Raw genomic sequence first — 25733 nt, 5'->3', positions numbered from 1 at the left:
TAATAAGCGTCAGGGAGAAGCCCCAATGGCCAATCACCCTCGTGCCGGGCAACCCGCCCGCCAGAGCGATTTGATTAATGTTGCACAATTAACGTCACAGTACTATGTCCTGCAACCTGAGCCAGATAATGCAGAGCATGCGGTAAAATTCGGCACATCCGGCCATCGTGGCAGTGCGGGGCGTCACAGTTTTAACGAGACGCATATTCTGGCGATAGCACAGGCTATTGCAGAAGAGCGTAAAAAGAACGGCATCGGCGGCCCCTGTTATGTGGGGAAAGACACCCACGCGCTGTCTGAACCCGCCATTATTTCCGTGCTGGAAGTGCTGGCGGCGAATGGCGTTGATGTTATCGTGCAGCAGGACAACGGCTACACGCCAACGCCGGCTATCTCTAACGCTATTCTTGAGCATAATAAAGCGGGTGGCGCGCTGGCTGATGGCATCGTTATTACCCCATCACATAATCCGCCGGAAGACGGTGGTATTAAATATAATCCCCCTAATGGCGGGCCTGCCGATACCAACGTGACCAAAGTGGTGGAAGAGCGTGCCAATGCCCTGATCAAAGAAGGGCTGAAGGGCGTCAAACGCATTGCTCTGGATCAAGCCTGGGCAAGCGGTCATCTGAAAGAGCAGGATCTGATCCAGCCTTACATTGAAGGTCTGGCGCAGATCATTGATATTCCTGCGATCCAGAAAGCGGGGCTGAAAATTGGCGTTGATCCGTTAGGGGGATCGGGTATTGCCTACTGGCAGCGTATTGCCGACTTCTATAATCTGGATCTGACTATTGTTAACGATGCCGTTGACCAGACGTTCCGCTTTATGCATCTGGATAAAGATGGCGTTATCCGCATGGACTGTTCTTCTGAGAGCGCGATGGCCGGCCTGCTGGCGTTGCGCGATCAATTCGATTTGGCCTTTGCAAACGATCCTGACTATGACCGTCACGGCATTGTCACGCCCTCAGGGCTGATGAATCCGAACCACTATCTGGCCGTTGCGATTAACTATCTGTTCCAGAATCGTCCGCAGTGGGGCAAAGAGGTTGCGGTAGGCAAAACGCTGGTATCCAGCGCGATGATCGACCGGGTAGTCAACGCCATTGACCGTAAGCTGGTGGAAGTACCGGTTGGTTTTAAATGGTTCGTTGACGGCCTGTTTGACGGTAGCTTTGGTTTTGGTGGTGAAGAAAGTGCCGGCGCTTCCTTCCTGCGCTTTGACGGGACGCCCTGGTCAACCGACAAAGACGGCATCATCATGTGTCTGCTGGCCGCAGAGATCACCGCGGTGACCGGTAAAAATCCTCAGCAGCATTATGATGAGCTGGCGGAACGCTTTGGCGCGCCAAGCTACAACCGTTTGCAGGCTTCTGCCACTTCAGCTCAAAAAGCGGCGCTGTCTAAACTGTCACCGGAAATGGTCAGTGCAGACACGTTGGCGGGCGATCCAATCACCGCCCGTCTGACAGCGGCGCCGGGTAATGGCGCATCGATTGGTGGTCTGAAAGTGATGACGGAAAACGGCTGGTTCGCCGCGCGTCCGTCCGGCACCGAAGATGCCTATAAGATCTACTGCGAGAGTTTCCTGGGGGCGGAGCACCGGGAAAAAATTGAGAAAGAAGCCGTAGAAATTGTCAGTGAAGTGTTGAAAAACGCCTGAGCGAAAACGGTGTCTGACGGCGGTCCCGTTCACGGGTAAAAAACGGCTATTCTGATCAACTGCATCCTGAAAGTTGGCTACCCAACGAGTAAGGATGCTTTTTTTATGGAAAAATATTTTTTCTGTTTCAAATATCAGATAAAGAAGCCAATAGCCTGCCAAAGATCAACGCACTGGTTACCGACGGTAAATGGCTTGCGTTAAAAACCGACACCGCGGCGGAGATTATCGGCACCGGCGGCACTGTTGACAGTCTGGCAGGACGGATCAGGGTACAAAACGATAACCAACGCCGGTTTCAGTAATAAGGTGCCGGGGCTGGGCGGGGTCCGGCTCCAGTTTTTGTCGAAGATGTCCCATATAGATCCGCAAATAGTGGCTGTGCTCAACCGCATTGGGTCCCCATACCTGATTCAGTAGCTGGCGCTGCGTCATCACTTTCCCGGCATTGTTGAGCAAGCTAACCAGCAGGCGGAATTCAATCGGCGTCAGGTGCAGTTCTTCGCCGTTTCTGATTACCCGCCGGGAGGCAATATCCACCCGTACATCACTGAAACTGACTTCAGCTTCAGGCTCTGAACCTGTTGCTCTGCGATAGCGCAATGCTGCCCGCACGCGTGCCAGCAATTCCCCTATACCAAAAGGCTTACTCAGAAAGTCATCAGCCCCGGCATCAAGCGCGATAATCTTGTCCTGCTCATCGCTGCGGGCCGACAGCACAATCACCGGGATAGCGCTCCACTGACGGATTTCACGAATAAATTCAATTCCATCACCGTCTGGCAGCCCCAGATCGAGGATCACCACATCGGCTTTTCTGGTGGCGGCCTCGATCAGACCCCGTTGCAGCGATTCTGCTTCAAACACGCGCAGATTTTCGCCCTCCAGCGCAAGACGTAAAAAACGACGGATCTCTTTTTCATCTTCAACGATCAGGACTCTGGTTACCATACTTTGCTCTTTGCTTAACTGTGGCCAGAGAAGACCGTCAGTGGATCGCTTCCCCGGTGAGTGTGGCCTAATTTAGCAAATAACGCCTCATCACGCTGCGGTAATAGTAGCGTCATGTCGGTGAACCAGGAGATAACAACCAGCTTTGTTTTAACTTTTATGTAACAATGTTGCGACCGCGATGAAATTTACCGCAAAAAGTGGTCGGATGAGTAGTAAAATTACATAACACACGCTATCATTTCGGCAAATTGATGCACTAATGAGCATATTTGGGGAGGGCGTATGAATCTTTATCAACATTATTCACCATTCCGTATCATCATGCGTCGTATTGCGGTGGTGGTGGTCGGTACATTGGCATTCCCGGTGATGCTGTTCCGTGAGGACAGAGCTAAATTTTACAGTTATCTGCACCGGGTCTGGTTTAAGACCAGCAACAAGCCGGTCTGGCTGGATCAGGCTGAGGCTGCTGGTGGCGATATCTGGTAATCGCGTCATTTTATCTTCTGTCAGGGCTGTTTCCTCTTTTATCCGGGGCGCTTTGGCCCTTCTTCCTGCTGCCAAATGCTGTGTTGCTCTGACGCAAAGGGAATCTTCACCCGCCTGGACGTTTCATCTGTCCCGGATTGTCCGCACCTCACAGCCACGAAACTGAATCATCTACCCTGGGTCTGGCAGACAGACGTCATTATATTTTGACTGTTTCACCACGATATTTTCACCCAACGGCAACTTTTTTCTGACATTAAGTGCACCTGTAAAGGGAATTTCGTCTACACTTAAACCTCTACAGGAAGTTGGAGGTTGTACAACTATGAGTGAAAAAATTCCTGTTGGTATCAGCGCCTGCCTGCTTGGGGACAACGTACGTTTTGATGGCGGCCATAAACGCTGTGGTTTTGCCGCTGAAGAGCTTGCGCCCTTTGTGCGATACCAACCTGTTTGTCCTGAAATGGCGATTGGCCTCTCCACGCCACGTCCGGCATTGCGTCTGACTGAAGCCAGTGGCGGTGCGGTCGAACTGAGATTCAGCAATGGCAAAGGAGAGCCTGTCACTGAGGAGATGCAGGATTATGCCAGACAGAAAATTGCCTCACTGCATTATCTTTGTGGCTACATTGTTTGTGCCAAATCGCCCAGCTGTGGTATGGAGCGGGTGCGTGTCTACCAGCCAGATAACAACAACAACCGTAAGGAGGGCATCGGGATTTATACCCGCGAGCTAATGTCACAGATGCCCTGGCTGCCGGTGGAAGAAGATGGCCGCTTACACGATCCGTTACTGCGGGAAAACTTTGTCGAACGCGTTTATACCCTGCATGAATTTAATGAAATGTGGCGTAGTGGACTGACACGGGGCAAGCTGATTGCTTTCCACAGTCGTTACAAACTGCTGTTACTGGCCCATTCACAACCCGAATATCGCAAAATGGGATGTTTCGTGGCAGCAATTGAGAAGTGGCCTTCACTGGAAGCATTTGCCTTTGAATACCGCCAGCGTTTGATGGATCTGCTTAAGCACCAGGTGTCCAGGGGCAACCACACTAATGTACTGTCTCATGTGCAGGGGTATTTTCGCCCACAACTCACCTCAAAACAGCGCCAGGAGCTGGCCTCATTGATTGACCATTATCGTCAGGGATTGCAGCCGCTACTGGCGCCCATTACGTTGCTGAAGCATTACATGGCGGAATTCCCCGATCCCTATCTGACGCAGCAGCGCTATTTTGAACCCTATCCTGAAGCGCTTCGCCTGCGCTACGGCCACTGATTTTTTATTTCAGGGAGCGTTATGACCACGCATCTGGTCTGGCTACGCAACGATCTGCGTATCCACGATAATTCAGCACTACACGCGGCGTGCCGTGACAGTAAAGCAGAGGTTCTTGCCCTGTTTATCGCCACGCCGTCACAGTGGCATTCACACGCAATGGCACCAAAACAGGCAGAGTTTATCTGTCAGAGCCTGTTGGACGTGCAGCGGTCACTGGCCGAAAAGGGTATCCCATTGCACTATGTGCAGTGCGACGATTTCGCCGCGTCGGTCACAGAACTGAAGACGTTTTGTCAGCAGCACAACGTTGAACGGATGTTTTATAACTATCAATATGAAGTTAACGAACGGCAACGTGATGCCGATGCTGAACGTGAACTTTCCGCGTTGGACATTACCTCGCAGGGATTTGATGACAGTCTGTTGCTGCCGCCGGGCAGCGTTCTGACGGGCAGCGGTGAGATGTACAAAGTGTTTACCCCCTTCAGTAAAGCATTTGTCCGGCGTCTCAAACAGGGCGTACCTGAATGCCTGCCCGCGCCGAAAGCGCGTGCAAACGCACCGCTGAAAACAACGCCGACGCTGAAGCCCTTTGATTATCCCAGAGAAGCATTTGACGACCAGCTGTTTCCTACCGGAGAAGCCGCCGCGTTAAAACGTCTGCGGGCATTTTGCCAGAAGCCGGTTACACACTATCCGCAGCAGCGCGATATTCCGTCTGTGGAGGGGACCAGTCGCCTTTCGGTATATCTGGCGACCGGCATCCTCTCCCCGCGCCAGTGCCTGAATCGTCTGCTGCATGAGCACCCTGAAGGACTGGATGACAACCAGATTTTTGTCTGGCTGAACGAGCTTATCTGGCGTGAATTTTACCGCCACCTGCTGGTTGCCTGGCCGTCACTGTGTCGCCATCAGCCGTTTATCGCCTGGACCAAAAAGGTAAAATGGCAGCACAACGCCCGCTATCTTGCGGCCTGGCAACAGGGAAACACCGGCTACCCGATTGTTGATGCGGCAATGCGTCAGCTTAATTCACTGGGCTGGATGCATAATCGTTTACGGATGATTGTGGCCAGTTTTCTGGTCAAAGATCTGCTGATCGACTGGCGGGAAGGGGAGCATTATTTTATGTCTAAGCTGCTTGATGGTGATCTGGCGGCCAACAACGGGGGCTGGCAGTGGGCGGCGTCCAGTGGCACTGATGCGGCACCTTATTTTCGTATCTTTAATCCTTGCACTCAGGGAGAGCGTTTTGATCAGGATGGCGCGTTTATCCGCCAGTGGATACCGGAACTGAACGCGGTGCCGCAGCAACATATCCATCAGCCGCATGAATGGGCCAAAAAAAACCGCGTATCGCTGGATTATCCCCCGCCAATTGTTGATCACAAGGAAGCACGGAAAAGCACGCTGGCGGCGTTTGAGAACGCCAGAAAATAGCTTTCCGCTGACGGGCGGCGTTCGTCGCCCGTTCTCATCATTTTCCCCGTCTGCTATTGTTGCCAAAACTGGCAACCGCCAAAGACCACTTTATTTTCAGGAGTTACCATGCGAAATACCGAGCTGGAACACATCGTTAACCAGCACCTGAACACCAGCGCGTTTAGTGACTATGCGCCTAATGGCTTACAGGTCGAAGGTCGTAGCGAAGTCAAAAAAATTGTCACCGGTGTCACCGCCTGCCAGGCATTGCTGGATGAAGCCGTTCGTCTTGGAGCGGATGCCGTGATGGTGCATCACGGCTATTTCTGGAAGAACGAAGCACAGATCATTACAGGAATGAAGCGCAACCGGCTGAAAACATTGCTGGCAAATGACATCAATCTTTATGGCTGGCACCTGCCGCTGGATGCTCATCCCCAGCTGGGTAACAATGCCTGCCTGGCGAAGGATCTGGGGATTAACGTACGCGGCGAGGTGATGCCACTGGTACCCTGGGGCGAGTTTACAGAGCAACTGAGCGGAGAGCAGTTGGCCAAACGCCTGGCGGAGGTTCTGGGCCGTGAGCCGTTGCACTGTGGTGATCATGCGCCACCGCTGATCCGCCGCGTGGCATGGTGTTCGGGTGGCGGTCAGGGTTTTATTGATGCGGCCGCGGCGTCTGGCGTGGATGCATTTATTACCGGCGAGGTGTCGGAACAGACTGTGCACAGCGCCCGTGAACAGGGACTGCACTTTTTTGCCGCGGGGCATCATGCCACAGAGCGGGGAGGGATCAGGGCGCTCGGTGAGTGGTTGGCAGAGCACTATGCACTGGAAGTCACTTTTATTGATATCGCCAATCCTGCCTGATCTGCCGGACGGTTAACACCACCGTCCACACCTCCGGTTGACACATCAATAACATTTCCGCATAACTATAAGCCATTGAATACGCTGGCCCGGAAGCGGTCAGGAGGTGTGTTTTGCAACGAGCCTGTTGTTATCTGCTGGGCGAGCGTGCGGTGGTACTTGAGCTTTCTCCCCCTGTCGCGACCGATACTCAGCAACGGATTTGGGGACTGTCGGCACAGCTTATGGCATCTCCAGAAGTGGCCGAGGTGATCCCCGGAATGAACAATATCACCGTCATACTGAGCGATCCGCAGCAGATGGCGTTGCGTGCCGTTGACTGGCTGCAAAGCCGGTGGGAAAAAAGCGAGCCGCAGGAAAGGGCCATACGTCAGGTTGACATTCCGGTGGTCTATGGTGGCGCTGTCGGCCCGGATCTCGTCGAGGTCGCCCGGCACTGTGGATTAACGCCACAACAGCTGGTGGAGGCACACGCTGCCGCACGCTACATGGTTTATTTTATCGGTTTTCAGCCGGGGTTCCCTTATCTGGCCGGGCTGGATGAACGCCTGCATATGCCACGTCGTGCTGAACCACGAATTCGTGTGCCGGCCGGCTCCGTCGGTATTGGCGGCAGTCAGACCGGCATCTATCCGTTTTCTGCACCGGGTGGCTGGCAACTGATTGGCCAGACCGGGTTAGTGCTGTTCAATCCTCACCTCCAGCCTCCAACCTTTCTGAGGCCGGGTGACAGCGTGCGTTTTGTGCCGCAGTCGGGGGGAATATGCTGAAAATTATTCGTGCCGGCATGAGCACAACGTTGCAGGATGCCGGTCGCAGCGGCTGGCGTCAGTATGGTGTTGGCGTCGGCGGCGTGTTGGATCGCCCGGCAATGGAAATGGCCAACCTGCTGGTGGGCAATGACCGCGCCAGTGCGGTACTGGAAATAACGCTGGGGCAATTTTGTGCTGAGTTCACCCGTGATGGCTGGATTGCGTTGACCGGCGCGGGGTGTGACGCGATGCTTGACAGCAGGCCGGTGTGGACCGGCTGGCGTACCGCGGTGAGCAAAGGTCAGCGCCTGATGCTGAAAATGCCCACGCGCGGAATGCGCAGTTACCTGGCGCTGGACGGTGGTTTTGCCATCGCCCCCGTATTGGGATCGTGCAGTACCGATGTCAGGGCGGGGTTTGGCGGTTTTGCCGGTCGTCAGATAGCGGATGGCGATCGTGTGCCGCAGGGAGAGCCACGCAGGCGGTTTACCAGATCCGCCGGGGTGCGACAGTGGTTATCCGGCAACCGCGTGCGTGCGCTGTCTGGGCCTGAATACGATGAATTCAGTACCGAAAGCCGTGAGCTGTTTTGGCGAACCGCCTGGCAGCTTAATCCGCAAAGCAATCGCATGGGGTATCGGTTACAGGGCGGGCCGCTGATACGGGAAAACCCGCGTGAAATGCTGTCGCATGGGTTGTTACCGGGGGTGGTTCAGGTTCCGCCGAACGGCCAGCCAATTGTGCTGATGGCCGATGCGCAAACCACCGGTGGCTATCCGCGAATTGCCTGTGTGATTGAGGCCGATCTGTACCAGCTTGCCCAGCTGCGGCTGGGGGAGCCGGTACACTTTATCCGTTGCACAACCGAAGAGGCGTTGGAGGCCATGCGTGTTCAGCAACGCTGCCTTGAGCAGATAGCCTGGGGGTTGGAAAATGCATATTGATCTTAATGCCGATCTTGGGGAGGGCTGTGCAAACGACCATGCGTTGTTAAAGCTGGTTTCTTCGGCAAATATCGCCTGTGGCTACCATGCCGGAGATACACAAACCATGCGGCAGAGTGTGATCTGGGCACTGGAGTCGGGGGTGGCGATCGGCGCGCATCCCAGCTTCCCGGATCGCGAGAATTTTGGCCGTACCGCCATGCAGCTGCCGCCGGAAACGGTTTATGCACAGGTTGTCTGCCAAATTGACGCGTTACAGGCAATCACCCGCAGTGAAGGCGGGCGGTTGCTCCATGTCAAACCTCACGGAATGCTTTACAACCAGTCAGCGCGGGAGCCTGAACTGGCCAGAGCCATTGCGCGTGCGGTACGGGCTGTCGACGCTGAGCTGATTCTGGTTGGGCTGGCGGGCAGTGAATCGATCCGGGCGGCGACAGCGCTTGGGTTGCGGACGCGACAGGAGGTGTTTGCCGATCGTGGATATCAGGACGATGGCTCGCTGGTTCCACGCTCACAGCCGGGGGCACTGCTGGAGAGTGGCGAGCAGGCAATTGCACAAACGCTTGCCATGATCCAGACGGGTAAAGTTCGCAGCATCAGCGGCAGCTGGATTAGCGTTACCGCGGAAACAGTCTGTCTGCACGGCGATGGAGAACACGCACTGACCTTTGCCAGCCAGTTACGTGATGCTTTTGCACAACGGAATATTATCGTTACCAGCCACTGAATCGGGTCACTAAAAATACGCAGTGGCCCGGCTTTGCAAGGGTTTTTTACAATAGAGATGTTGCTACGGAAAATGCAGTAAATTTGTGGCCGCTGGCGGGTATCGCCGCTATTGTGATCGGTTTTGTGCTGAGCTTTAACCCGGTGTTGGTAGTCATTGTCTCTGGCCTTATTATCGGTCTGGCGGCGGCGATGCCGCTGGCAGATATTCTGGAAAACTGGGTGCTGGTTTTCTGAATACCCGTAATCTGCCGCTGATGTTATTGCTGCCCCTGATGGTGGTGGTTTGCTGGAGCGCCACGGGTTGAAGTAACGGACAAAGGCGTGGATCGCACAGTTCAAAGGTGCCTCTGCCGAACTGGTAACCCTGAACAGCAACGCGCTGAAAGCGAAAGGAGGCCAGTGATGTTCCGGCAGCAATATCTGTTCTGGCTGGCCGGCGTGTTAATGCTGATGGTGGCGGTAATGTGCTGGCGCGACAGCGCCAATCCACGTCGCCGGAGCACCGGACTGTATGGTCTGGTTTTTTCGTGGCTGACTGGATGGCCGCACTTGTTGGAGAACGTACCCTGCATATCATCGTCGGGGCTATGGTGGTGGCACTGCTTGCCGTGCTGGGGGGCAGACCGGGCGCTTACCGCCAGCGCACGTTGCCGCAGCGCCAGGAGAGTGCAGCACGCCTGCATCTGTTCCTTCCGACGCTGGCAATTCCACTGATAACGACGGTGGGCGTGCTGGTGCTAAATACCGTGCCGGGATTACCGCAAAGGCTGTTCGGCCAGGGCAATCACGCCACGCTGGTGATGCTTTTTTTAATGGCGGTGGGCTGTATCGCTGGCTGGCTCATGGCGACGAAAATGACCGGTGAAGGGCCTGCACCGTCTGTTCAGGAAGCAAGGCGTTTGCTGGATGCGATTGGCTGAGCATTTATTCTGCCGCAAATTCTCGCCACATTGGGACTGCTGTTCACCAGCGCGGGTGTTGGCGCGGCCATCTCGCATCTTACCGAAACCTGGTTTGCGGTGGATAATCGTTTTATCGCGGTGATGACTTATGCCGTTGGTATGGCGTTGCTGGCCATGGTGATGGGAAACGCCTTTGCCGCTTTCCCGATTGTGACCTCAGGCATTGGCATTCCCGTTCTGGTGCTACAACACCAGGGTAATCCGGCCGTGATGGCGGAGATTGAGATGCTTTACGGTTACGGCGGCACTTCGATGGCGGCGGATTTCAATATCGTCCCGGCAAGGCTGCTGAAGTTAATGGACCGCAACGCGGTAATCAAAGCTCAGACGCCGACCGGTGTGCTACTGTTAATCGCAAATATTTTTCTGCACTGGTGGCTGATGTTTTTGCGAGGCTGAGATGAAAACGGTACTGATAACGGCTTTTGAACCTTTTGAAGGTCAACAGATAAACCCCTCCTGGGAGTCGGTCAGACAGCTGCATGAGCGCCCTGTCTGTGGCGTGAAGGTGATAGCGAAACAGCTTCCCTGCGTATTTGGTGACTCGCTGGAGGTACTGTATGCCGCCATTGATGAAGTACGGCCCGAAATGGTTATCGCCGTCGGGCAGGCAGGAGGGTGTACCGGGATCACCGTTGAGCGCGTCGCTATCAATGTTGATGATGCGCGCATCCCGGATAACGCCGGCAATCAGCCCATTGATAAACCCATTGTTGCCGGTGGTCCGGCAGCTTACTTCGCAACCTTGCCGATTAAAGCGATTGTTGAGGGGATCCGCGAAGCCGGCATCCCGGCAGCCGTTTCACAGACGGCGGGAACCTATGTCTGTAACCATGTGATGTACGGTTTGCTGCATTATTTGCAGAAACACAAAGGCATACGGGCTGGCTTTATCCATATTCCTTATCTGCCGGAGCAGGTTGTCAGGCAGGTTGATGTTGCCAGTATGTCGTTACAGACGGTGGTGCTGGCGCTGGAGATGGCGCTGAGTATTGCGCTAAGTGTGCAGCAGGATATCCGTCTGGAAGGTGGTGCAACACATTAACAGTAAAAGGATGAGATAAATGCCAGAAGGCCCGGAGATCCGCCGTGCGGCGGACAAACTGGAAAAGGCGATCCAGGGTAAAACGCTGACGTCGGTCTGGTTCGCTTTTCCTCAGCTGAAAACCTTTGAATCGTCGCTGGTGGGCGAGCGGGTAGAGGCTGTCGTGACCCGTGGCAAAGCGATGCTGACCCACTTTTCGAATGGCCTGATCCTCTACAGCCACAACCAGCTATATGGCGTATGGCGCGTTGTCAGCACAGGAAAAGAGCCTGAGACTAACCGCGTCTTGCGTGTCCGGCTGGCGGCGGAAGATAAAACGCTGCTGCTGTACAGCGCGTCGGATATTGCGATGCTGAATGCCGATACCCTGGCTGCGCATCCGTTTCTGATGCGCATTGGCCCGGACGTGCTGGATATGACTTTAACAAAGGAAGCGGTGACGGAACGCCTGCTCTCTGCCCGTTTCCGGCGACGGCAGCTAAGCGGCCTGCTGCTCGATCAGGCTTTTCTGGCCGGACTGGGCAACTATCTGCGCGCGGAAATTCTCTGGCATGCGGCGCTTGCGCCGCAGCACAAAGCACAGGATCTCTCTGCTGAGCAGCGGGAAAAACTGGCTGATGCGTTACTGGCTATCCCCAGGCTCTCCTGGCAGACGCGCGGAATGACCAGGGAGAAGGAACACCACGGCGCACGGTTCAGTTTTAAGGTATTTCACCGGGCAGGGAAGCTGTGCGTGCGGTGCGGTGGCATCATTGAAAAAACGATGCTGTCGTCGCGGCCTTTTTACTGGTGTCCTGGCTGCCAGCGATAAAAAAAAGCGCCGCAGTTGCGGCGCGATAACAGGGCATTATTTCTGAAGGTTGGATTTAAAATCACGCTGATCGTAGCCGGTATAGAGCTGACGCGGACGGGCAATTTTAATGCCATCATCGTGCATTTCTTTCCAGTGTGCGATCCAGCCAACGGTACGGGCCATGGCGAAGATCACGGTAAACATTGAGGACGGAATGCCCATTGCTTTCAGGATCAGCCCTGAGTAGAAGTCAACGTTAGGATAAAGCTTGCGTTCAATAAAGTACGGATCGTTCAGCGCAATGTGCTCCAGCTCCATGGCCACTTCCAGCAGGTCATCTTTCATTCCCAGCTCTTTCAGCACTTCATGACAGGTTTCACGCATGACGGTAGCGCGCGGGTCGTAGTTCTTATAGACACGGTGGCCAAAGCCCATCAGACGGAATGAGTCATTTTTGTCTTTTGCCCGCTTCAGGAACTCAGGAATGTGTTCCACGGTGCTGATCTCTTCCAGCATACGCAGACAGGCTTCGTTCGCTCCGCCGTGTGCAGGTCCCCACAGCGAGGCAATTCCTGCTGCGATACAGGCAAACGGGTTCGCGCCGGAAGAACCTGCGGTACGTACGGTAGACGTTGACGCGTTCTGCTCGTGATCGGCATGAAGAATAAGAATACGGTCCATCGCACGCTCAAGCACCGGATTCACCACGTACTCTTCACACGGCGTGGAGAACATCATGTGGAGGAAATTACCGGCATAGGACAGATCGTTACGTGGATAAACGAAGGGCTGGCCGATGGAATATTTGTAGCACATCGCGGCCACGGTCGGCATTTTGGACAGCAGGCGGAACGCAGCAATTTCACGGTGCCGCTCAATATTGACGTCCATCGCATCATGGTAGAAGGCTGCTAGGGCACCGGTAACGCCACACATCACCGCCATCGGGTGCGAGTCACGACGAAAACCACGGAACAGATGGTGGATCTGCTCATGGATCATGGTGTGACGGGTAACAATGGTGCTGAATTCTTCAAACTGCGCTTTGGTTGGTGCTTCGCCATTCAGCAGGATGTAGCACACTTCCAGATAATTGGAGTGCAGAGCCAGCTGGTCGATAGGAAAACCGCGATGAAGCAGAATGCCCTCGTCACCGTCAATATAAGTTATTTTGGACTCGCAGGACGCAGTAGAGGTGAAGCCCGGATCAAAAGTAAAGTAGCCTTTGGAACCAAGAGCACGGACATCAATTTCTTGCTGGCCTAATGTGCCACTGAGCACATCAAGTTCAATAGCCGCTTCGCCGGGTAGGTTTAGCGTTGCCTTTTTATCAGCCATTTACAGTCTCCTTAGCGCCTTATCTGTGGATCTTTGACACCATCAGAAGCCAGTTTGTCCGCGGCTGCGTTCAGGAGCACATAGTCCACTCTGTGGCATCTTTTCATGTGCAGGGTACAGAGCGAAGGGAGTGCGCCTTCCGGTGGGCAGATCTGACGTCATTTCGCGGTTGTTAAAGATCCGGTCTGGTCTTGATGGGTGGTAACCATTACCTGATACTTACTATGCCTGATTAAGCAATGTTACATAACTTGTGCTTAAGGGAAAGCGTATCCCCACATTTTTATAGATTATAAAACACTATCGTTGATTTGTAACAGTTATGTTGAAGTTTTGTCAAATTAGATAATCAAATTGGTATTAATTGTAAAAAACGTGAGCACGATCACTGTTCAGCGCAAATGTGACCAAGATGTTTGTAGGGGAATTGTAATGAGTTTGTGAACCCCCTATACTTCCGCCAGGTCTCCGGAACACCCTGCCGTAGGAGCCACCCAGCGTTTTAGACGCGGCGTTTTGACACTGGACGTTGTAGTTTTAGTGCCGGACGCATTGTTTAACGCTGTCTGACCCGCCTTCAGGACCGGAGGAAGCAAAATAAGAAAGGCTGTGTGGGCAAAACCGTGAAAAAACAAAGACCTGTCAACTTGGATCTCTCTACGATCCGGTTTCCCGTTACTGCAATTGCATCTATTCTCCATCGCGTATCTGGCGTTATCACCTTTGTAGCCATTGGCATACTTCTCTGGTTACTGGGCCTCTCTCTCTCATCACCGGAAGGATTTTTACAGGCTTCTGCCGTGATGAACAGCTTAATTGTTAAATTTATCTTCTGGGGCATTTTGACCGCACTGGCGTATCACATCGTCGGCGGCGTACGTCATTTGCTGATGGATTTTGGCTGGCTGGGAGAAACACTGCAAACGGGTTCGCGTTCGGCGCAGATTTCTTTTGGTATCACTGTCGTGCTTTCAATTCTGGCTGGAGTCCTCGTATGGTAAGCAATGCTTCTGCACTGGGTCGCAATGGCGTTCATGACTGGCTGCTGTTGCGTGCCGCCGCCATGATCATGACCCTGTATGTACTCTACATTCTCGGCTTTATTGTTATGTCGGGCCATCTGACATGGGATATCTGGCGCGGGTTTTTCTCATCTTCCTTTACCAAGGTATTCACCTTACTGACGCTGTTCTCCATTCTGGTTCATGGCTGGATAGGGATGTGGCAGGTACTGACGGATTACATCAAACCACTGGCGGTACGTTTGCTGCTGCAACTGGTGGTGGTGGTGGTGCTGTTGGTGTATGCGATTTATGGAACTGTAGTGGTGTGGGGAGCGTAAAATGAAGTTGCCAGTCAGAGAGTTTGACGCCGTTGTTATCGGTGCTGGCGGTGCAGGTATGCGAGCCGCACTGCAAATTTCCCAATCGGGCCAGAGCTGTGCCCTGTTGTCAAAAGTTTTCCCAACCCGTTCTCATACCGTGTCTGCACAGGGTGGTATCACTGTTGCGCTGGGTAACTCCCATGATGATAACTGGGAGTGGCACATGTATGACACGGTAAAAGGTTCCGATTATATCGGCGATCAGGACGCCATCGAATATATGTGTAAAACCGGCCCGGAAGCTATTCTGGAGCTGGAGCATATGGGGCTGCCTTTCTCCCGGCTGGAGGATGGTCGTATTTATCAGCGGCCTTTCGGTGGCCAGTCGAAAAACTTTGGTGGCGAGCAGGCTGCGCGTACTGCGGCTGCGGCTGACCGTACCGGCCATGCGTTGTTGCATACGCTTTATCAGCAAAACCTGAAAAACAAAACCACCATTTTCTCCGAATGGTATGCCCTGGACCTGGTGAAAAATGCTGATGGTGCCATTGTGGGTTGCACCGCACTGAACATTGAAGATGGCGAAGTGGTTTATTTCAAAGCGCGTGCCACGGTGCTGGCGACCGGCGGTGCGGGTCGTATCTACCAGTCCACCACCAATGCGCATATCAACACCGGCGATGGCGTTGGTATGGCGCTGCGTGCCGGCGTACCTGTACAGGACATGGAAATGTGGCAGTTCCACCCGACCGGGATTGCCGGGGCAGGGGTACTGGTCACTGAAGGCTGCCGTGGTGAAGGCGGCTACCTGCTGAACAAACACGGCGAACGCTTTATGGAACGCTACGCGCCTAATGCCAAGGATCTTGCTGGTCGTGACGTGGTGGCCCGTTCGATGATGATCGAGATCCGTGAAGGTCGTGGCTGTGAAGGCCCGTGGGGTCCACATATTAAGCTGAAACTGGATCATCTCGGCCATGAAGTGCTGGAAGCGCGTCTGCCGGGCATTCTGGAACTGTCCCGCACCTTTGCCCATGTTGACCCGGTTAAAGAACCTATCCCGGTGATCCCGACCTGTCACTACATGATGGGCGGCATTCCAACCAGAGTCACCGGTCAGGCGATAACCCTGAATGAGCAGGGTGAAGACGTGGTGGTGCCGGGGCTGTTTGCCGTCGGTGAAATTGCCTGCGTTTCGGTACATGGTTCCAATCGCCTGGGCGGTAACTCGTTACTGGACCTGGTGGTGTTTGGTCGTGCTGCCGGTCTGCACCTGCAGGAATCCATTCAGGAGCAGGGTGAGCTGCAGGATGCCACCGATGAAGAAATTGAAGCCTCTCTCGCGCGAATGAACCGCTGGAACAACAACGTTGACGGTGAAGATCCGGCCGAATTACGTAAAGCGTTGCAAACCTGTATGCAGAATAACTTTTCCGTATTCCGCGAAGGTGAAGCGATGGCAAAAGGTCTCGCTGAGCTGAAAGTTCTGCGTGAGCGTCTGAAAAAAGCCCGTCTGGATGACCGTTCGCCGGACTTCAACACCCAGCGTATTGAGTGTCTGGAGCTGGATAACCTGATGGAGACGGCCTACGCCACGGCAGTAGCAGCTAACTTCCGTACCGAAAGCCGTGGAGCGCACAGCCGCTTCGACTATCCTGAACGTGACGATGCAAACTGGTTGTGTCACAGCGTCTACCTCCCGCAAAGCGAGAGCATGACGCGCCGTGAGGTGAACATGCAGCCAAAACTGCGTGCGGCCTTCCCACCAAAAGCGCGTACTTATTAGTTTGCGGAGACTGAGACGATGAGACTCGAATTTTCTATTTATCGTTACAACCCGGATGTGGACGACGCGCCTCGTATGCAGGATTACAGCCTGGAGTCGGAAGAAGGGCGCGACATGATGCTGCTGGATGCGCTGATCCGCCTGAAAGAGAAAGATCCCACGCTGGCCTTTCGTCGCTCATGCCGTGAAGGGGTTTGCGGCTCCGACGGTTTCAATATGAATGGCAAAAATGGGCTTGCCTGTATCACGCCGGTTTCCGCCCTGGGCGGTGGAAAACGTAAAATTGTGATCCGCCCACTGCCTGGCCTGCCGGTAATCCGCGACCTGGTGGTGGACATGGGGCAATTCTACACTCAGTATGAGAAGATTAAGCCTTACCTGTTGAATAATGGGGAAAATCCTCCCGCACGTGAGCACTTACAGCAGCCGGAACAGCGTGAAAAACTGGACGGATTATATGAGTGTATTCTCTGTGCGTGCTGTTCAACATCCTGCCCGTCATTCTGGTGGAACCCGGATAAATTTATCGGACCCGCGGGATTACTGGCGGCTTACCGCTTCCTGATTGACAGTCGGGACACGGAAACCAATGCGCGTCTGGATAATCTGAACGACGCTTTCAGCGTATTCCGCTGTCACAGCATTATGAACTGTGTGAGCGTTTGTCCTAAGGGGCTGAACCCGACGCGCGCCATTGGGCATATTAAGTCAATGCTGTTGCAGCGTGGCGCCTGATTATCCTTATCCGGGAACCTGAGGGTTCCCGGCTGTTTCAACAGGAAATCCTGGCAAGAAAACGTGTCACCTTTATTTAAGGTTTCTTGCCAGGGTTCCCTTACGGGCCTGGTCGCCAGCAGCCGCGTACTACGCTCGTATCGATGAACTTTCAGGCTGTGTTTCGCATTTTTTATTTGCGTGATGCAGTCGAGGGCAAGCCGCTTTGCGGCGCGGGACTGATGACAGTTCCTTTGAATAACCACGGCGAAAAAAAGCACAAAATGCTTAAGGGCTCACAATGCAGAACAGCGCGATGAAACCCTGGCTGGACTCCTCCTGGCTGGCTGGCGCGAATCAGACCTACATCGAGCAACTCTATGAGGACTATTTAACCGATCCTGACTCTGTTGATGATGCCTGGAAATCGCTGTTTCAGCAGCTTCCAGGGCAGGGGATCAAATCTGAACAATTCCACTCCACCACGCGCGAGTACTTCAGGCGTCTGGCGAAAGATGCCACTCGCTACACCACCTCCGTCAGCGATCCCGATACCAATGCCAAGCAGGTCAAAGTTCTCCAGCTTATTAACGCATTCCGCTTTCGTGGCCATCAGCAGGCGAACCTCGACCCGTTAGGGCTGTGGAAACAGGAAACGGTACCCGATCTGGACCCGGCATTTCACGATCTGACTCAGGCTGATTTTGAGGAAACCTTCAACGTCGGTTCCTTTGCCTTCGGCAGAGACACCATGAAGCTGTCCGATCTCTTTGCCTTACTGAAGCAGACTTACTGCGGTTCTGTCGGTGCGGAGTACATGCACATCACCAACACGGAAGAGAAGCGTTGGATCCAACAGCGTATCGAGTCCATGGCCGGGCAGGCGTCATTTTCTGACGCGGAGAAAAAGGGCTTCCTGAAACAGCTGACCGCTGCAGAAGGCCTGGAGCGCTACCTGGGGGCGAAATTCCCGGGCGCAAAGCGTTTCTCACTGGAAGGTGGTGATGCGCTGGTACCAATGCTTAACGAGATGATCCGCCACGCAGGCAATAATGGCATTCGTGAAGTGGTGCTGGGCATGGCGCACCGTGGTCGTCTTAACGTGCTGATTAACGTGCTGGGCAAAAAGCCGCAGGATCTGTTCGACGAGTTTTCCGGCAAGCACAAAGAGCATCTCGGGACTGGCGATGTTAAGTACCATATGGGCTTTTCATCCGATGTGGAAACCGAAGGTGGCATGGTTCACCTGGCGCTGGCATTTAACCCGTCCCACCTTGAGATTGTCAGCCCGGTGGTGATGGGATCGGTACGCGCCCGTCAGGATCGCCTTGATAAACCAGGCAGTCATCAGGTTTTACCGGTGACCATCCATGGTGATGCGGCGGTGATCGGTCAGGGGGTGGTACAGGAAACCCTGAACATGTCGCAGGCTCGCGGTTATGAAGTGGGCGGTACGGTACGTATTGTTATCAACAACCAGATCGGTTTTACCACCTCAAACCCGAAAGATGCCCGCTCGACGCAGTACTGCACCGACATTGGCAAAATGGTGCTGGCACCCATTTTCCACGTTAACGCTGACGATCCTGAAGCGGTCGCTTTTGTAACCCGTCTGGCGTTGGATTTCCGTAACACTTTCAAACGCGATGTGTTTATTGACCTGGTGTGTTATCGCCGTCATGGTCATAACGAAGCTGACGAGCCAAGTGCGACTCAGCCAGTGATGTACCAGAAGATCAAAAAGCACCCAACGCCGCGCAAACTCTATGCTGACCGCCTGGAACAGGAAAAGGTCGCCAGCCTGGAAGATGCCACGGAAATGGTCAACCTGTATCGTGACGCATTAGACCAGGGTGAATGCGTGGTGACGGAATGGCGTCCATTAAACCTGCACTCCTCCACCTGGTCACCGTTTCTTAACCACGAATGGGATGAAAGCTATCCTTCCACCCTCGATCCGAAACGTTTACAGGAACTGGCAAAGCGCATCAGTCAGGTGCCTGAAGCCATTGAGATGCAGTCACGGGTCGCCAAGATCTATAACGATCGCGCTGAAATGGCCACAGGCAACAAACCTTTCGACTGGGGCGCGGCCGAAAACCTCGCTTACGCCACGCTGGTGGATGAGGGGATTTCCTGCCGACTTTCCGGTGAAGATATGGGGCGCGGCACCTTTTTCCATCGCCATGCGGTGATCCATAACCAGTCAAACGGTTCCACCTGGACGCCGTTACAGCATGTTCACAATAGTCAGGGCGTATTTAAAGTCTGGGACTCCGTGCTGTCAGAAGAAGCGGTACTGGCCTTTGAATACGGCTACGCGACGGCTGAGCCGCGGACACTGACCATCTGGGAAGCGCAGTTTGGCGACTTTGCCAACGGTGCTCAGGTGGTGATCGATCAGTTCATCAGCTCCGGTGAGCAGAAGTGGGGCCGCCTGTGTGGTCTGGTAATGCTGTTGCCGCACGGTTATGAAGGCCAGGGGCCGGAACACTCTTCCGCACGCCTTGAACGCTATCTGCAACTCTGTGCCGAGCAGAATATGCAAGTGTGTGTGCCGTCCACGCCGGCACAGGTATACCACATGCTGCGTCGCCAGGCGCTACGCGGTATGCGACGCCCGCTGGTGGTGATGTCACCAAAATCGCTGCTGCGTCATCCTCTTGCCGTCTCTTCCCTTGAGGAGCTGGCAACCGGCGACTTCCAGCCAGCCATTGGCGAGATCGACGAGCTTGATCCAAAAGGTGTTAAACGAGTGGTGCTCTGTTCCGGCAAGGTTTATTACGATCTGCTGGAGAAACGCCGTAAAAACGAGCAAACCGACGTTGCCATCGTACGTATTGAACAGCTTTATCCGTTCCCACACAAAACGGTTCAGGAGAAGCTACAGTCGTTCGCGCACGTACAGGATTTTGTCTGGTGCCAGGAAGAACCGCTCAATCAGGGAGCCTGGTACTGTAGTCAGCATCATTTCCGTGAAGTGGTGCCTTTCGGCGCGTCATTACGTTACGCCGGTCGTCCTGCTTCCGCTTCCCCGGCAGTTGGCTATATGTCCGTTCACCAGCAGCAGCAGCAAGATCTGGTCAACGACGCGCTGAACGTTAATTAATTAAAGGAAATATAATGAGTAGCGTAGATATCCTCGTTCCCGACCTGCCTGAATCCGTTGCCGATGCCACCGTGGCAACTTGGCATAAGAAACCGGGTGATACCGTCCAGCGTGATGAAGTGCTGGTTGAGATTGAAACCGATAAAGTGGTGCTGGAAGTACCGGCATCTGCTGACGGCGTGCTGGAAGCCATTCTTGAAGATGAAGGGGCTACCGTGACTTCCCGTCAGAAACTGGGACGTCTGAAAGAGGGTAACAGCGGCGGTAAAGAGAGTTCGGCCAAATCCGATCAGAATGAGTCCACGCCTGCTCAACGTCAGAGTGCTTCGCTGTCCGAAGAAAACAACGATGCCCTCAGCCCGGCAATTCGCCGCCTGATTGCTGAGCACAGCCTCGACCCTGAAGCCATCAAAGGGACGGGTGTTGGTGGTCGTCTGACGCGTGAAGATGTTGAAAAACATCTGGCGAAAAAACCGGAAGGTATAGCCGATAAGGCTGCTCCGACCGCCGCCGCCCCTTCTCTGGCTGGCCGCAGTGAAAAACGTGTGCCCATGACCCGCCTGCGTAAGCGTGTTGCCGAGCGTCTGCTGGAAGCGAAAAACAGCACCGCCATGCTCACTACCTTCAATGAAGTGAATATGCAGCCGATCATGAGCCTGCGTAAGCAGTATGGCGAAGCGTTTGAGAAGCGCCACGGCGTGCGTCTGGGCTTTATGTCCTTCTACCTGAAAGCGGTGGTCGAAGCCCTGAAACGCTTCCCGGAAGTGAATGCTTCCATCGATGGCGATGATGTGGTTTACCACAATTACTTCGATGTCAGCATTGCTGTCTCCACGCCACGTGGCCTGGTGACGCCGGTACTGAAAGACGTTGATTCGCTGGGTATGGCTGAGATTGAGAAGAAAATCAAAGAGCTGGCTATCAAAGGCCGTGACGGCAAGCTGACCGTTGATGAGCTGACTGGCGGTAACTTCACCATCACCAACGGTGGCGTGTTTGGTTCTCTGATGTCCACCCCGATCATCAACCCGCCGCAGAGCGCCATTCTGGGTATGCATGCGATCAAGGATCGTCCGATGGCGGTCAACGGTAAGGTGGAGATTCTGCCAATGATGTATCTGGCGCTCTCCTACGATCACCGACTGATCGACGGCAAAGAGTCAGTCAGCTATCTGGTGACGATTAAAGAACTGCTGGAAGATCCGTCCCGTCTGCTACTGGATGTTTAATCCCTGTCGGATGCGGCGGATGTCGCCTCCGATCCTGTGTATGGCCGACAATGGCAATTCGGTGCCGTCGGCCACGTTTTTCCGACCTGAATGGACAGAACATCATGAACTTACACGAATATCAGGCAAAACAGTTGTTTGCACGGTATGGCCTGCCGGCACCAACCGGTTATGCCTGCACCACGCCACGAGAAGCAGAAGAAGCCGCCTCCAAGATTGGTGCCGGTCCGTGGGTAGTGAAATGTCAGGTTCATGCCGGAGGCCGCGGCAAAGCGGGCGGCGTGAAAGTGGTGAAAAGCAAAGAAGAGATCCGTGCTTTCGCAGAGGACTGGCTGGGCAAACGTCTGACCACGTATCAGACTGATGCCAACGGCCAGCCAGTTAACCAGATCCTGGTGGAAGCGGCTACCGATATTGAAACTGAGCTGTACCTTGGCGCGGTTGTTGACCGTAGTACCCGTCGGGTGGTGTTTATGGCATCGACCGAAGGCGGTGTGGAAATCGAAAAAGTCGCGGAAGAAACGCCGCACCTGATCCACAAGATGGCGCTGGATCCATTAGCGGGTCCTCAGCCTTATCAGGGCCGTGAGCTGGCGTTTAAACTTGGCCTGAGCGGTAAGCAGGTGGGGCAGTTCACCAAAATCTTTATGGGCCTGGCAACCATGTTCCTGGAGCGTGACCTGGCGCTGGTGGAAATTAACCCGCTGGTTATCACCAAACAGGGTGATTTGATCTGCCTGGATGGCAAACTCGGTGCCGACGGCAATGCCCTGTTCCGTCAGCCTGAACTGCGTGAAATGCGCGATCCAAGCCAGGAAGACTCCCGTGAAGCGCATGCTGCGCACTGGGAGCTTAACTATGTTGCGCTGGAAGGTAACATCGGCTGTATGGTCAACGGTGCCGGACTGGCGATGGGCACCATGGACATCGTTAAGCTGAGCGGTGGTCAGCCCGCTAACTTCCTGGACGTTGGCGGCGGCGCCACCAAAGAGCGCGTTACCGAAGCCTTTAAAATCATTCTGTCGGATGACGCGGTTAAAGCGGTATTTGTAAACATTTTCGGCGGCATCGTGCGTTGCGACCTGATTGCGGATGGCATCATCGGCGCGGTAGCGGAAGTGGGTGTCAGTGTACCGGTGGTGGTACGCCTGGAAGGGAACAATGCCGAACTGGGAGCCAAAAAACTGGCTGACAGCGGTCTGAATATTATTGCAGCAACCAGCCTGAGCGACGCGGCGCAGCGCGTTGTTGCCGCTGCGGAGGGGAAATAATGTCCATTTTGATTAATAAAAACACCAAGGTAATCTGCCAGGGCTTCACCGGTGGCCAGGGAACATTCCACTCAGAACAGGCGCTGGCGTACGGCACGCAGTTGGTAGGCGGTGTAACACCGGGTAAAGGCGGTACTGAGCATCTGGGCCTGCCGGTATTCAACACTGTGCGTGAAGCGGTAGAAGCAACCGGTGCCACGGCATCAGTTATCTATGTTCCGGCGCCATTCTGCAAAGACGGTATTCTGGAAGCGATCGACGCAGGCATTAAACTGATTATCACCATTACCGAAGGTATCCCGACGCTGGATATGCTGACCGTAAAAGTGAAGCTGGATGAAGCGGGCGTACGCATGATTGGCCCGAACTGTCCTGGTGTGATTACCCCAGGCGAGTGCAAAATCGGTATCATGCCGGGCCATATTCACCAACCCGGTCGCATCGGTATCGTTTCCCGTTCCGGTACCCTGACGTATGAAGCGGTTAAGCAGACCACGGACATCGGCTACGGCCAGTCTACCTGTGTCGGCATCGGCGGTGATCCGATCCCAGGCTCAAACTTTATCGATATCCTGAAACTGTTCCAGCAAGATCCGCAGACCGAAGCGATTGTGATGATCGGCGAAATTGGTGGCAGCGCAGAAGAAGAAGCGGCTGCCTTTATCAAAGAGCACGTCACTAAGCCGGTCGTGGGTTACATTGCGGGCGTTACCGCACCGAAAGGTAAACGTATGGGGCACGCCGGGGCGATCATCGCGGGTGGTAAAGGTACGGCAGATGAAAAATTTGCCGCGCTGGAAGCGGCCGGGGTGAAAACCGTGCGCAGCCTGGCGGACATCGGTGATGCGGTGAAAGCCGTTCTGCCACCAAAATGACATCTCAGTGAGTCTGTTGGCCACCTCCGGGTGGCCTTTTTTTTAAGCGTCTGGCATAACGGGCCTGCCAGCATCACCTGGCAGAAAAACGGCCAGATCGGTAAAGCATTTTTCGGCTGCCGATTGACCGATGCGTCAGATTTTAATGGCGCCGAATTGTTAAAATAATCAGGTTTATTTTATAAAATAAAGATATATTGCTTTTTATTAAATACAATTTTTTAACAAAAAAACATCTCACGCCGTAATCACCCCCTTCGTATCAAAAAAAGATCCAAATCAATTGTTATTGCTGGATTAAAAAACCACTTTTCGATTAAATTGTCCTGCATCAAGAGTATACTTGGTGTTTTTATAATAAATTTATCATTTTTTAAAAAAAAAGCTAATCCTCCGTTAACATTGTTTTGTTAAATTGTTGTGGTTGTTATTTTTTACTGTTTAATATTATTATTTTTTTGTTAAATATAATGATGTTTGACTTTATTTCATTAACACCATAGCGGGATCCCCTTTTTAAAAATTATGGGCACTGACCAGTATGCCGCCTGTGGGCAACGGCACTGCGTCATCCCCCTCATGCGAGGAGCAAGGAGTCAAAATGTTTGATATTGTCGAGCTGTCGCGCTTACAGTTTGCTCTGACGGCGATGTACCATTTCCTGTTTGTCCCGTTAACGCTGGGTATGGCGTTTCTACTGGCCATTATGGAAACGGTGTATGTACTGTCTGGTAAACAAATTTATAAAGATATGACCAAATTCTGGGGAAAATTGTTTGGTATTAACTTTGCCCTGGGTGTGGCGACCGGGCTGACTATGGAATTTCAGTTTGGTACCAACTGGTCTTATTATTCACACTACGTAGGTGATATTTTCGGAGCACCGCTGGCGATTGAAGGGCTGATGGCTTTTTTCCTTGAATCGACTTTTGTCGGGCTGTTCTTTTTTGGCTGGGATCGCCTGAGTAAAGTGCAACACCTGGCCGTCACCTGGCTGGTTGCGCTGGGTTCCAATCTTTCTGCGCTGTGGATCCTGGTGGCGAATGGCTGGATGCAAAATCCGCTGGCGTCGGAATTTAACTTTGAAACCATGCGCATGGAAATGGTCAGCTTCTCAGAGTTAATCTTTAACCCGGTTGCTCAGGTTAAATTTGTGCATACCGTGGCGGCGGGTTATACCACCGGCGCCATGTTTATTTTGGGGATCAGCGCTTACTATTTGCTGCGCGGGCGCGATATGGCGTTCGCCAAACGCTCTTTTGCTATTGCCGCCAGCTTCGGCATGGCGGCGGTGCTGTCGGTTATCGTGCTGGGCGATGAATCCGGTTACGAAATGGGCGATGTGCAGAAAACCAAATTGGCGGCGATTGAGGCTGAATGGGAAACGCAGCCAGCCCCGGCAGCGTTCACCCTGTTTGGCATTCCCGATCAGAACAGTCAGCAAAACCATTACGCGGTGCAGATCCCCTGGCTGTTGGGACTCATCGCCACCCGTTCAGTGGATAAACCGGTTACCGGGCTGAAAGAGCTGATGGTGCAGCACGAAGTGCGGATACGCAACGGGATGAAAGCCTATCAACTACTGGACGCCTTGCGTTCTGGCAGCGACCGACCTGACCTGCGCGCCGCTTTCAATGAGGTGAAGCATGATTTGGGTTATGGCCTGCTGCTGAAACGCTACACCCCGAATGTGACGGATGCCAGCGAAGAGCAGATCCGCCAGGCGACGAAGGATTCTGTTCCGCGTGTCGCTCCGCTCTATTTCTCCTTCCGTATTATGGTTGCCGCGGGCGTATTAATGTTGCTGATTATCGGTTGTTCTTTCTGGACGGTGCTACGTAACCGTATTGGTAAAAATCGTTTTCTGTTGAAATGCGCCCTGTATGGTATTCCGCTTCCCTGGATCGCTGTCGAGGCAGGATGGTTTGTGGCTGAATATGGTCGCCAGCCCTGGGCAATTGGTGAGGTGCTGCCTACGGCGGTAGCGAATTCCTCGCTGACCGTTGGTGATGTGCTGTTCTCGATGGGACTGATTTGTGGGCTGTACACACTGTTTCTGATAGCGGAAATGTATCTGATGTTCAAATTTGCCCGACTGGGTCCGAGCAGCCTGAAAACGGGCCGTTACCACTTTGAACAATCTGATATCGCCAGTCAGCCAGTGAGCTGAGAAAGG

Annotated in this window: 21 protein-coding genes and 2 pseudogenes; 21 read left to right on the top strand and 2 right to left on the bottom strand. The window is 53.7% G+C overall.

Features of this window, described 5'->3' with window-relative positions:
* The first annotated feature begins 25 nt into the window (after positions 1-25).
* Complete coding sequence (pgm, locus tag EB241_RS14240) at positions 26-1666, top strand: phosphoglucomutase (alpha-D-glucose-1,6-bisphosphate-dependent) (RefSeq protein ID WP_124233795.1); 1641 nt, start codon at positions 26-28, stop codon at positions 1664-1666.
* 267 nt (positions 1667-1933) lie between these two features.
* Here pgm and kdpE read toward each other — a convergent pair whose 3' ends face one another.
* Positions 1934-2617, bottom strand: a complete 684-nt coding sequence (gene kdpE / locus EB241_RS14235; RefSeq protein ID WP_124233794.1) for a two-component system response regulator KdpE — start codon at positions 2615-2617, stop codon at positions 1934-1936.
* A gap of 285 nt (positions 2618-2902) precedes the next feature.
* Between kdpE and EB241_RS14230 the strand changes: the two genes are divergently transcribed.
* From EB241_RS14230 to nei, 11 genes and pseudogenes are all read left to right on the top strand, one after another.
* A complete protein-coding gene (locus tag EB241_RS14230) occupies positions 2903-3109 on the top strand; it encodes a YbfA family protein (protein ID WP_124233793.1) in 207 nt (68 codons plus the stop codon).
* Between the two features lie 325 nt (positions 3110-3434).
* Positions 3435-4391, top strand: coding sequence for a YbgA family protein (locus EB241_RS14225; RefSeq protein WP_124233792.1), 957 nt, complete (start codon positions 3435-3437; stop codon positions 4389-4391).
* 21 nt (positions 4392-4412) lie between these two features.
* The gene (gene phrB, locus EB241_RS14220) at positions 4413-5834 is read left to right on the top strand and encodes a deoxyribodipyrimidine photo-lyase (RefSeq protein ID WP_124233791.1); all 1422 of its coding nucleotides are present in this window, start codon (positions 4413-4415) and stop codon (positions 5832-5834) included.
* Positions 5835-5942: 108 nt separating this feature from the next.
* Positions 5943-6686: a type 2 GTP cyclohydrolase I gene (locus EB241_RS14215; RefSeq protein ID WP_124233790.1), complete on the top strand. Its 744-nt coding sequence runs from the start codon at positions 5943-5945 to the stop codon at positions 6684-6686.
* 113 nt (positions 6687-6799) lie between these two features.
* Positions 6800-7456, top strand: a complete 657-nt coding sequence (pxpB, locus tag EB241_RS14210; protein WP_124233789.1) for a 5-oxoprolinase subunit PxpB — start codon at positions 6800-6802, stop codon at positions 7454-7456.
* Positions 7450-8382, top strand: coding sequence for a 5-oxoprolinase subunit PxpC (gene pxpC, locus EB241_RS14205; protein ID WP_124233788.1), 933 nt, complete (start codon positions 7450-7452; stop codon positions 8380-8382). Before pxpB ends, pxpC begins: the two co-directional genes overlap by 7 nt.
* Positions 8372-9109 carry a 5-oxoprolinase subunit PxpA gene (gene pxpA, locus EB241_RS14200; RefSeq protein ID WP_124233787.1) on the top strand — a complete coding sequence of 246 codons (738 nt, stop codon included), beginning with the start codon at positions 8372-8374 and terminating at the stop codon, positions 9107-9109. Before pxpC ends, pxpA begins: the two co-directional genes overlap by 11 nt.
* An 83-nt stretch (positions 9110-9192) precedes the next feature.
* A pseudogene (locus EB241_RS14195) lies at positions 9193-9418 on the top strand (5-oxoproline transporter, DUF969 family subunit); the annotation flags it as partial.
* A 95-nt stretch (positions 9419-9513) separates the two neighbouring features.
* A pseudogene (locus tag EB241_RS14190) lies at positions 9514-10472 on the top strand (5-oxoproline transporter, DUF979 family subunit).
* Position 10473: 1 nt separating this feature from the next.
* Positions 10474-11118, top strand: a complete 645-nt coding sequence (gene pcp, locus EB241_RS14185; RefSeq protein ID WP_124233786.1) for a pyroglutamyl-peptidase I — start codon at positions 10474-10476, stop codon at positions 11116-11118.
* Positions 11119-11137: 19 nt separating this feature from the next.
* On the top strand, positions 11138-11929 hold the full coding sequence (gene nei, locus EB241_RS14180; protein ID WP_124233785.1) for an endonuclease VIII: 792 nt from the start codon (positions 11138-11140) through the stop codon (positions 11927-11929).
* Positions 11930-11965: 36 nt separating this feature from the next.
* Here the strand turns inward: nei and EB241_RS14175 are convergent, their stop codons facing one another.
* Complete coding sequence (locus tag EB241_RS14175) at positions 11966-13249, bottom strand: citrate synthase (protein ID WP_124233784.1); 1284 nt, start codon at positions 13247-13249, stop codon at positions 11966-11968.
* A gap of 611 nt (positions 13250-13860) precedes the next feature.
* Between EB241_RS14175 and sdhC the strand changes: the two genes are divergently transcribed.
* From sdhC to cydA, 9 genes are all read left to right on the top strand, one after another.
* A complete protein-coding gene (gene sdhC / locus EB241_RS14170) occupies positions 13861-14250 on the top strand; it encodes a succinate dehydrogenase cytochrome b556 subunit (protein WP_124233783.1) in 390 nt (129 codons plus the stop codon).
* The gene (gene sdhD, locus EB241_RS14165; RefSeq protein ID WP_124233782.1) at positions 14244-14591 is read left to right on the top strand and encodes a succinate dehydrogenase membrane anchor subunit; all 348 of its coding nucleotides are present in this window, start codon (positions 14244-14246) and stop codon (positions 14589-14591) included. The genes sdhC and sdhD overlap by 7 nt, the downstream gene beginning before the upstream one ends.
* Before the next feature lies 1 nt (position 14592).
* On the top strand, positions 14593-16359 hold the full coding sequence (gene sdhA / locus EB241_RS14160) for a succinate dehydrogenase flavoprotein subunit (protein WP_124233781.1): 1767 nt from the start codon (positions 14593-14595) through the stop codon (positions 16357-16359).
* Positions 16360-16377: 18 nt separating this feature from the next.
* Entirely contained in the window at positions 16378-17094 is a 717-nt protein-coding gene (locus EB241_RS14155; protein WP_124233780.1) for a succinate dehydrogenase iron-sulfur subunit, read from the top strand.
* Positions 17095-17374: 280 nt separating this feature from the next.
* Complete coding sequence (sucA, locus tag EB241_RS14150) at positions 17375-20182, top strand: 2-oxoglutarate dehydrogenase E1 component (RefSeq protein ID WP_124233779.1); 2808 nt, start codon at positions 17375-17377, stop codon at positions 20180-20182.
* Positions 20183-20196: 14 nt separating this feature from the next.
* The gene (odhB, locus tag EB241_RS14145) at positions 20197-21411 is read left to right on the top strand and encodes a 2-oxoglutarate dehydrogenase complex dihydrolipoyllysine-residue succinyltransferase (protein WP_124233778.1); all 1215 of its coding nucleotides are present in this window, start codon (positions 20197-20199) and stop codon (positions 21409-21411) included.
* A gap of 104 nt (positions 21412-21515) precedes the next feature.
* Positions 21516-22682 carry an ADP-forming succinate--CoA ligase subunit beta gene (gene sucC / locus EB241_RS14140; RefSeq protein WP_124233777.1) on the top strand — a complete coding sequence of 389 codons (1167 nt, stop codon included), beginning with the start codon at positions 21516-21518 and terminating at the stop codon, positions 22680-22682.
* Positions 22682-23557, top strand: a complete 876-nt coding sequence (gene sucD / locus EB241_RS14135) for a succinate--CoA ligase subunit alpha (protein WP_124233776.1) — start codon at positions 22682-22684, stop codon at positions 23555-23557. The genes sucC and sucD overlap by 1 nt, the downstream gene beginning before the upstream one ends.
* Positions 23558-24158: 601 nt before the next feature.
* Positions 24159-25727 (top strand): cytochrome ubiquinol oxidase subunit I, encoded by a 1569-nt coding sequence (gene cydA, locus EB241_RS14130; protein ID WP_124233775.1) that lies wholly within the window; start codon positions 24159-24161, stop codon positions 25725-25727.
* Positions 25728-25733: the final 6 nt, after the last annotated feature.

Source organism: Erwinia psidii, assembly GCF_003846135.1.
GTDB lineage: Bacteria > Pseudomonadota > Gammaproteobacteria > Enterobacterales > Enterobacteriaceae > Erwinia > Erwinia psidii.
The sequence above is the reverse complement of the archived record's forward strand: the minus strand, read 5'-3'. Positions and strand labels throughout refer to the sequence as shown.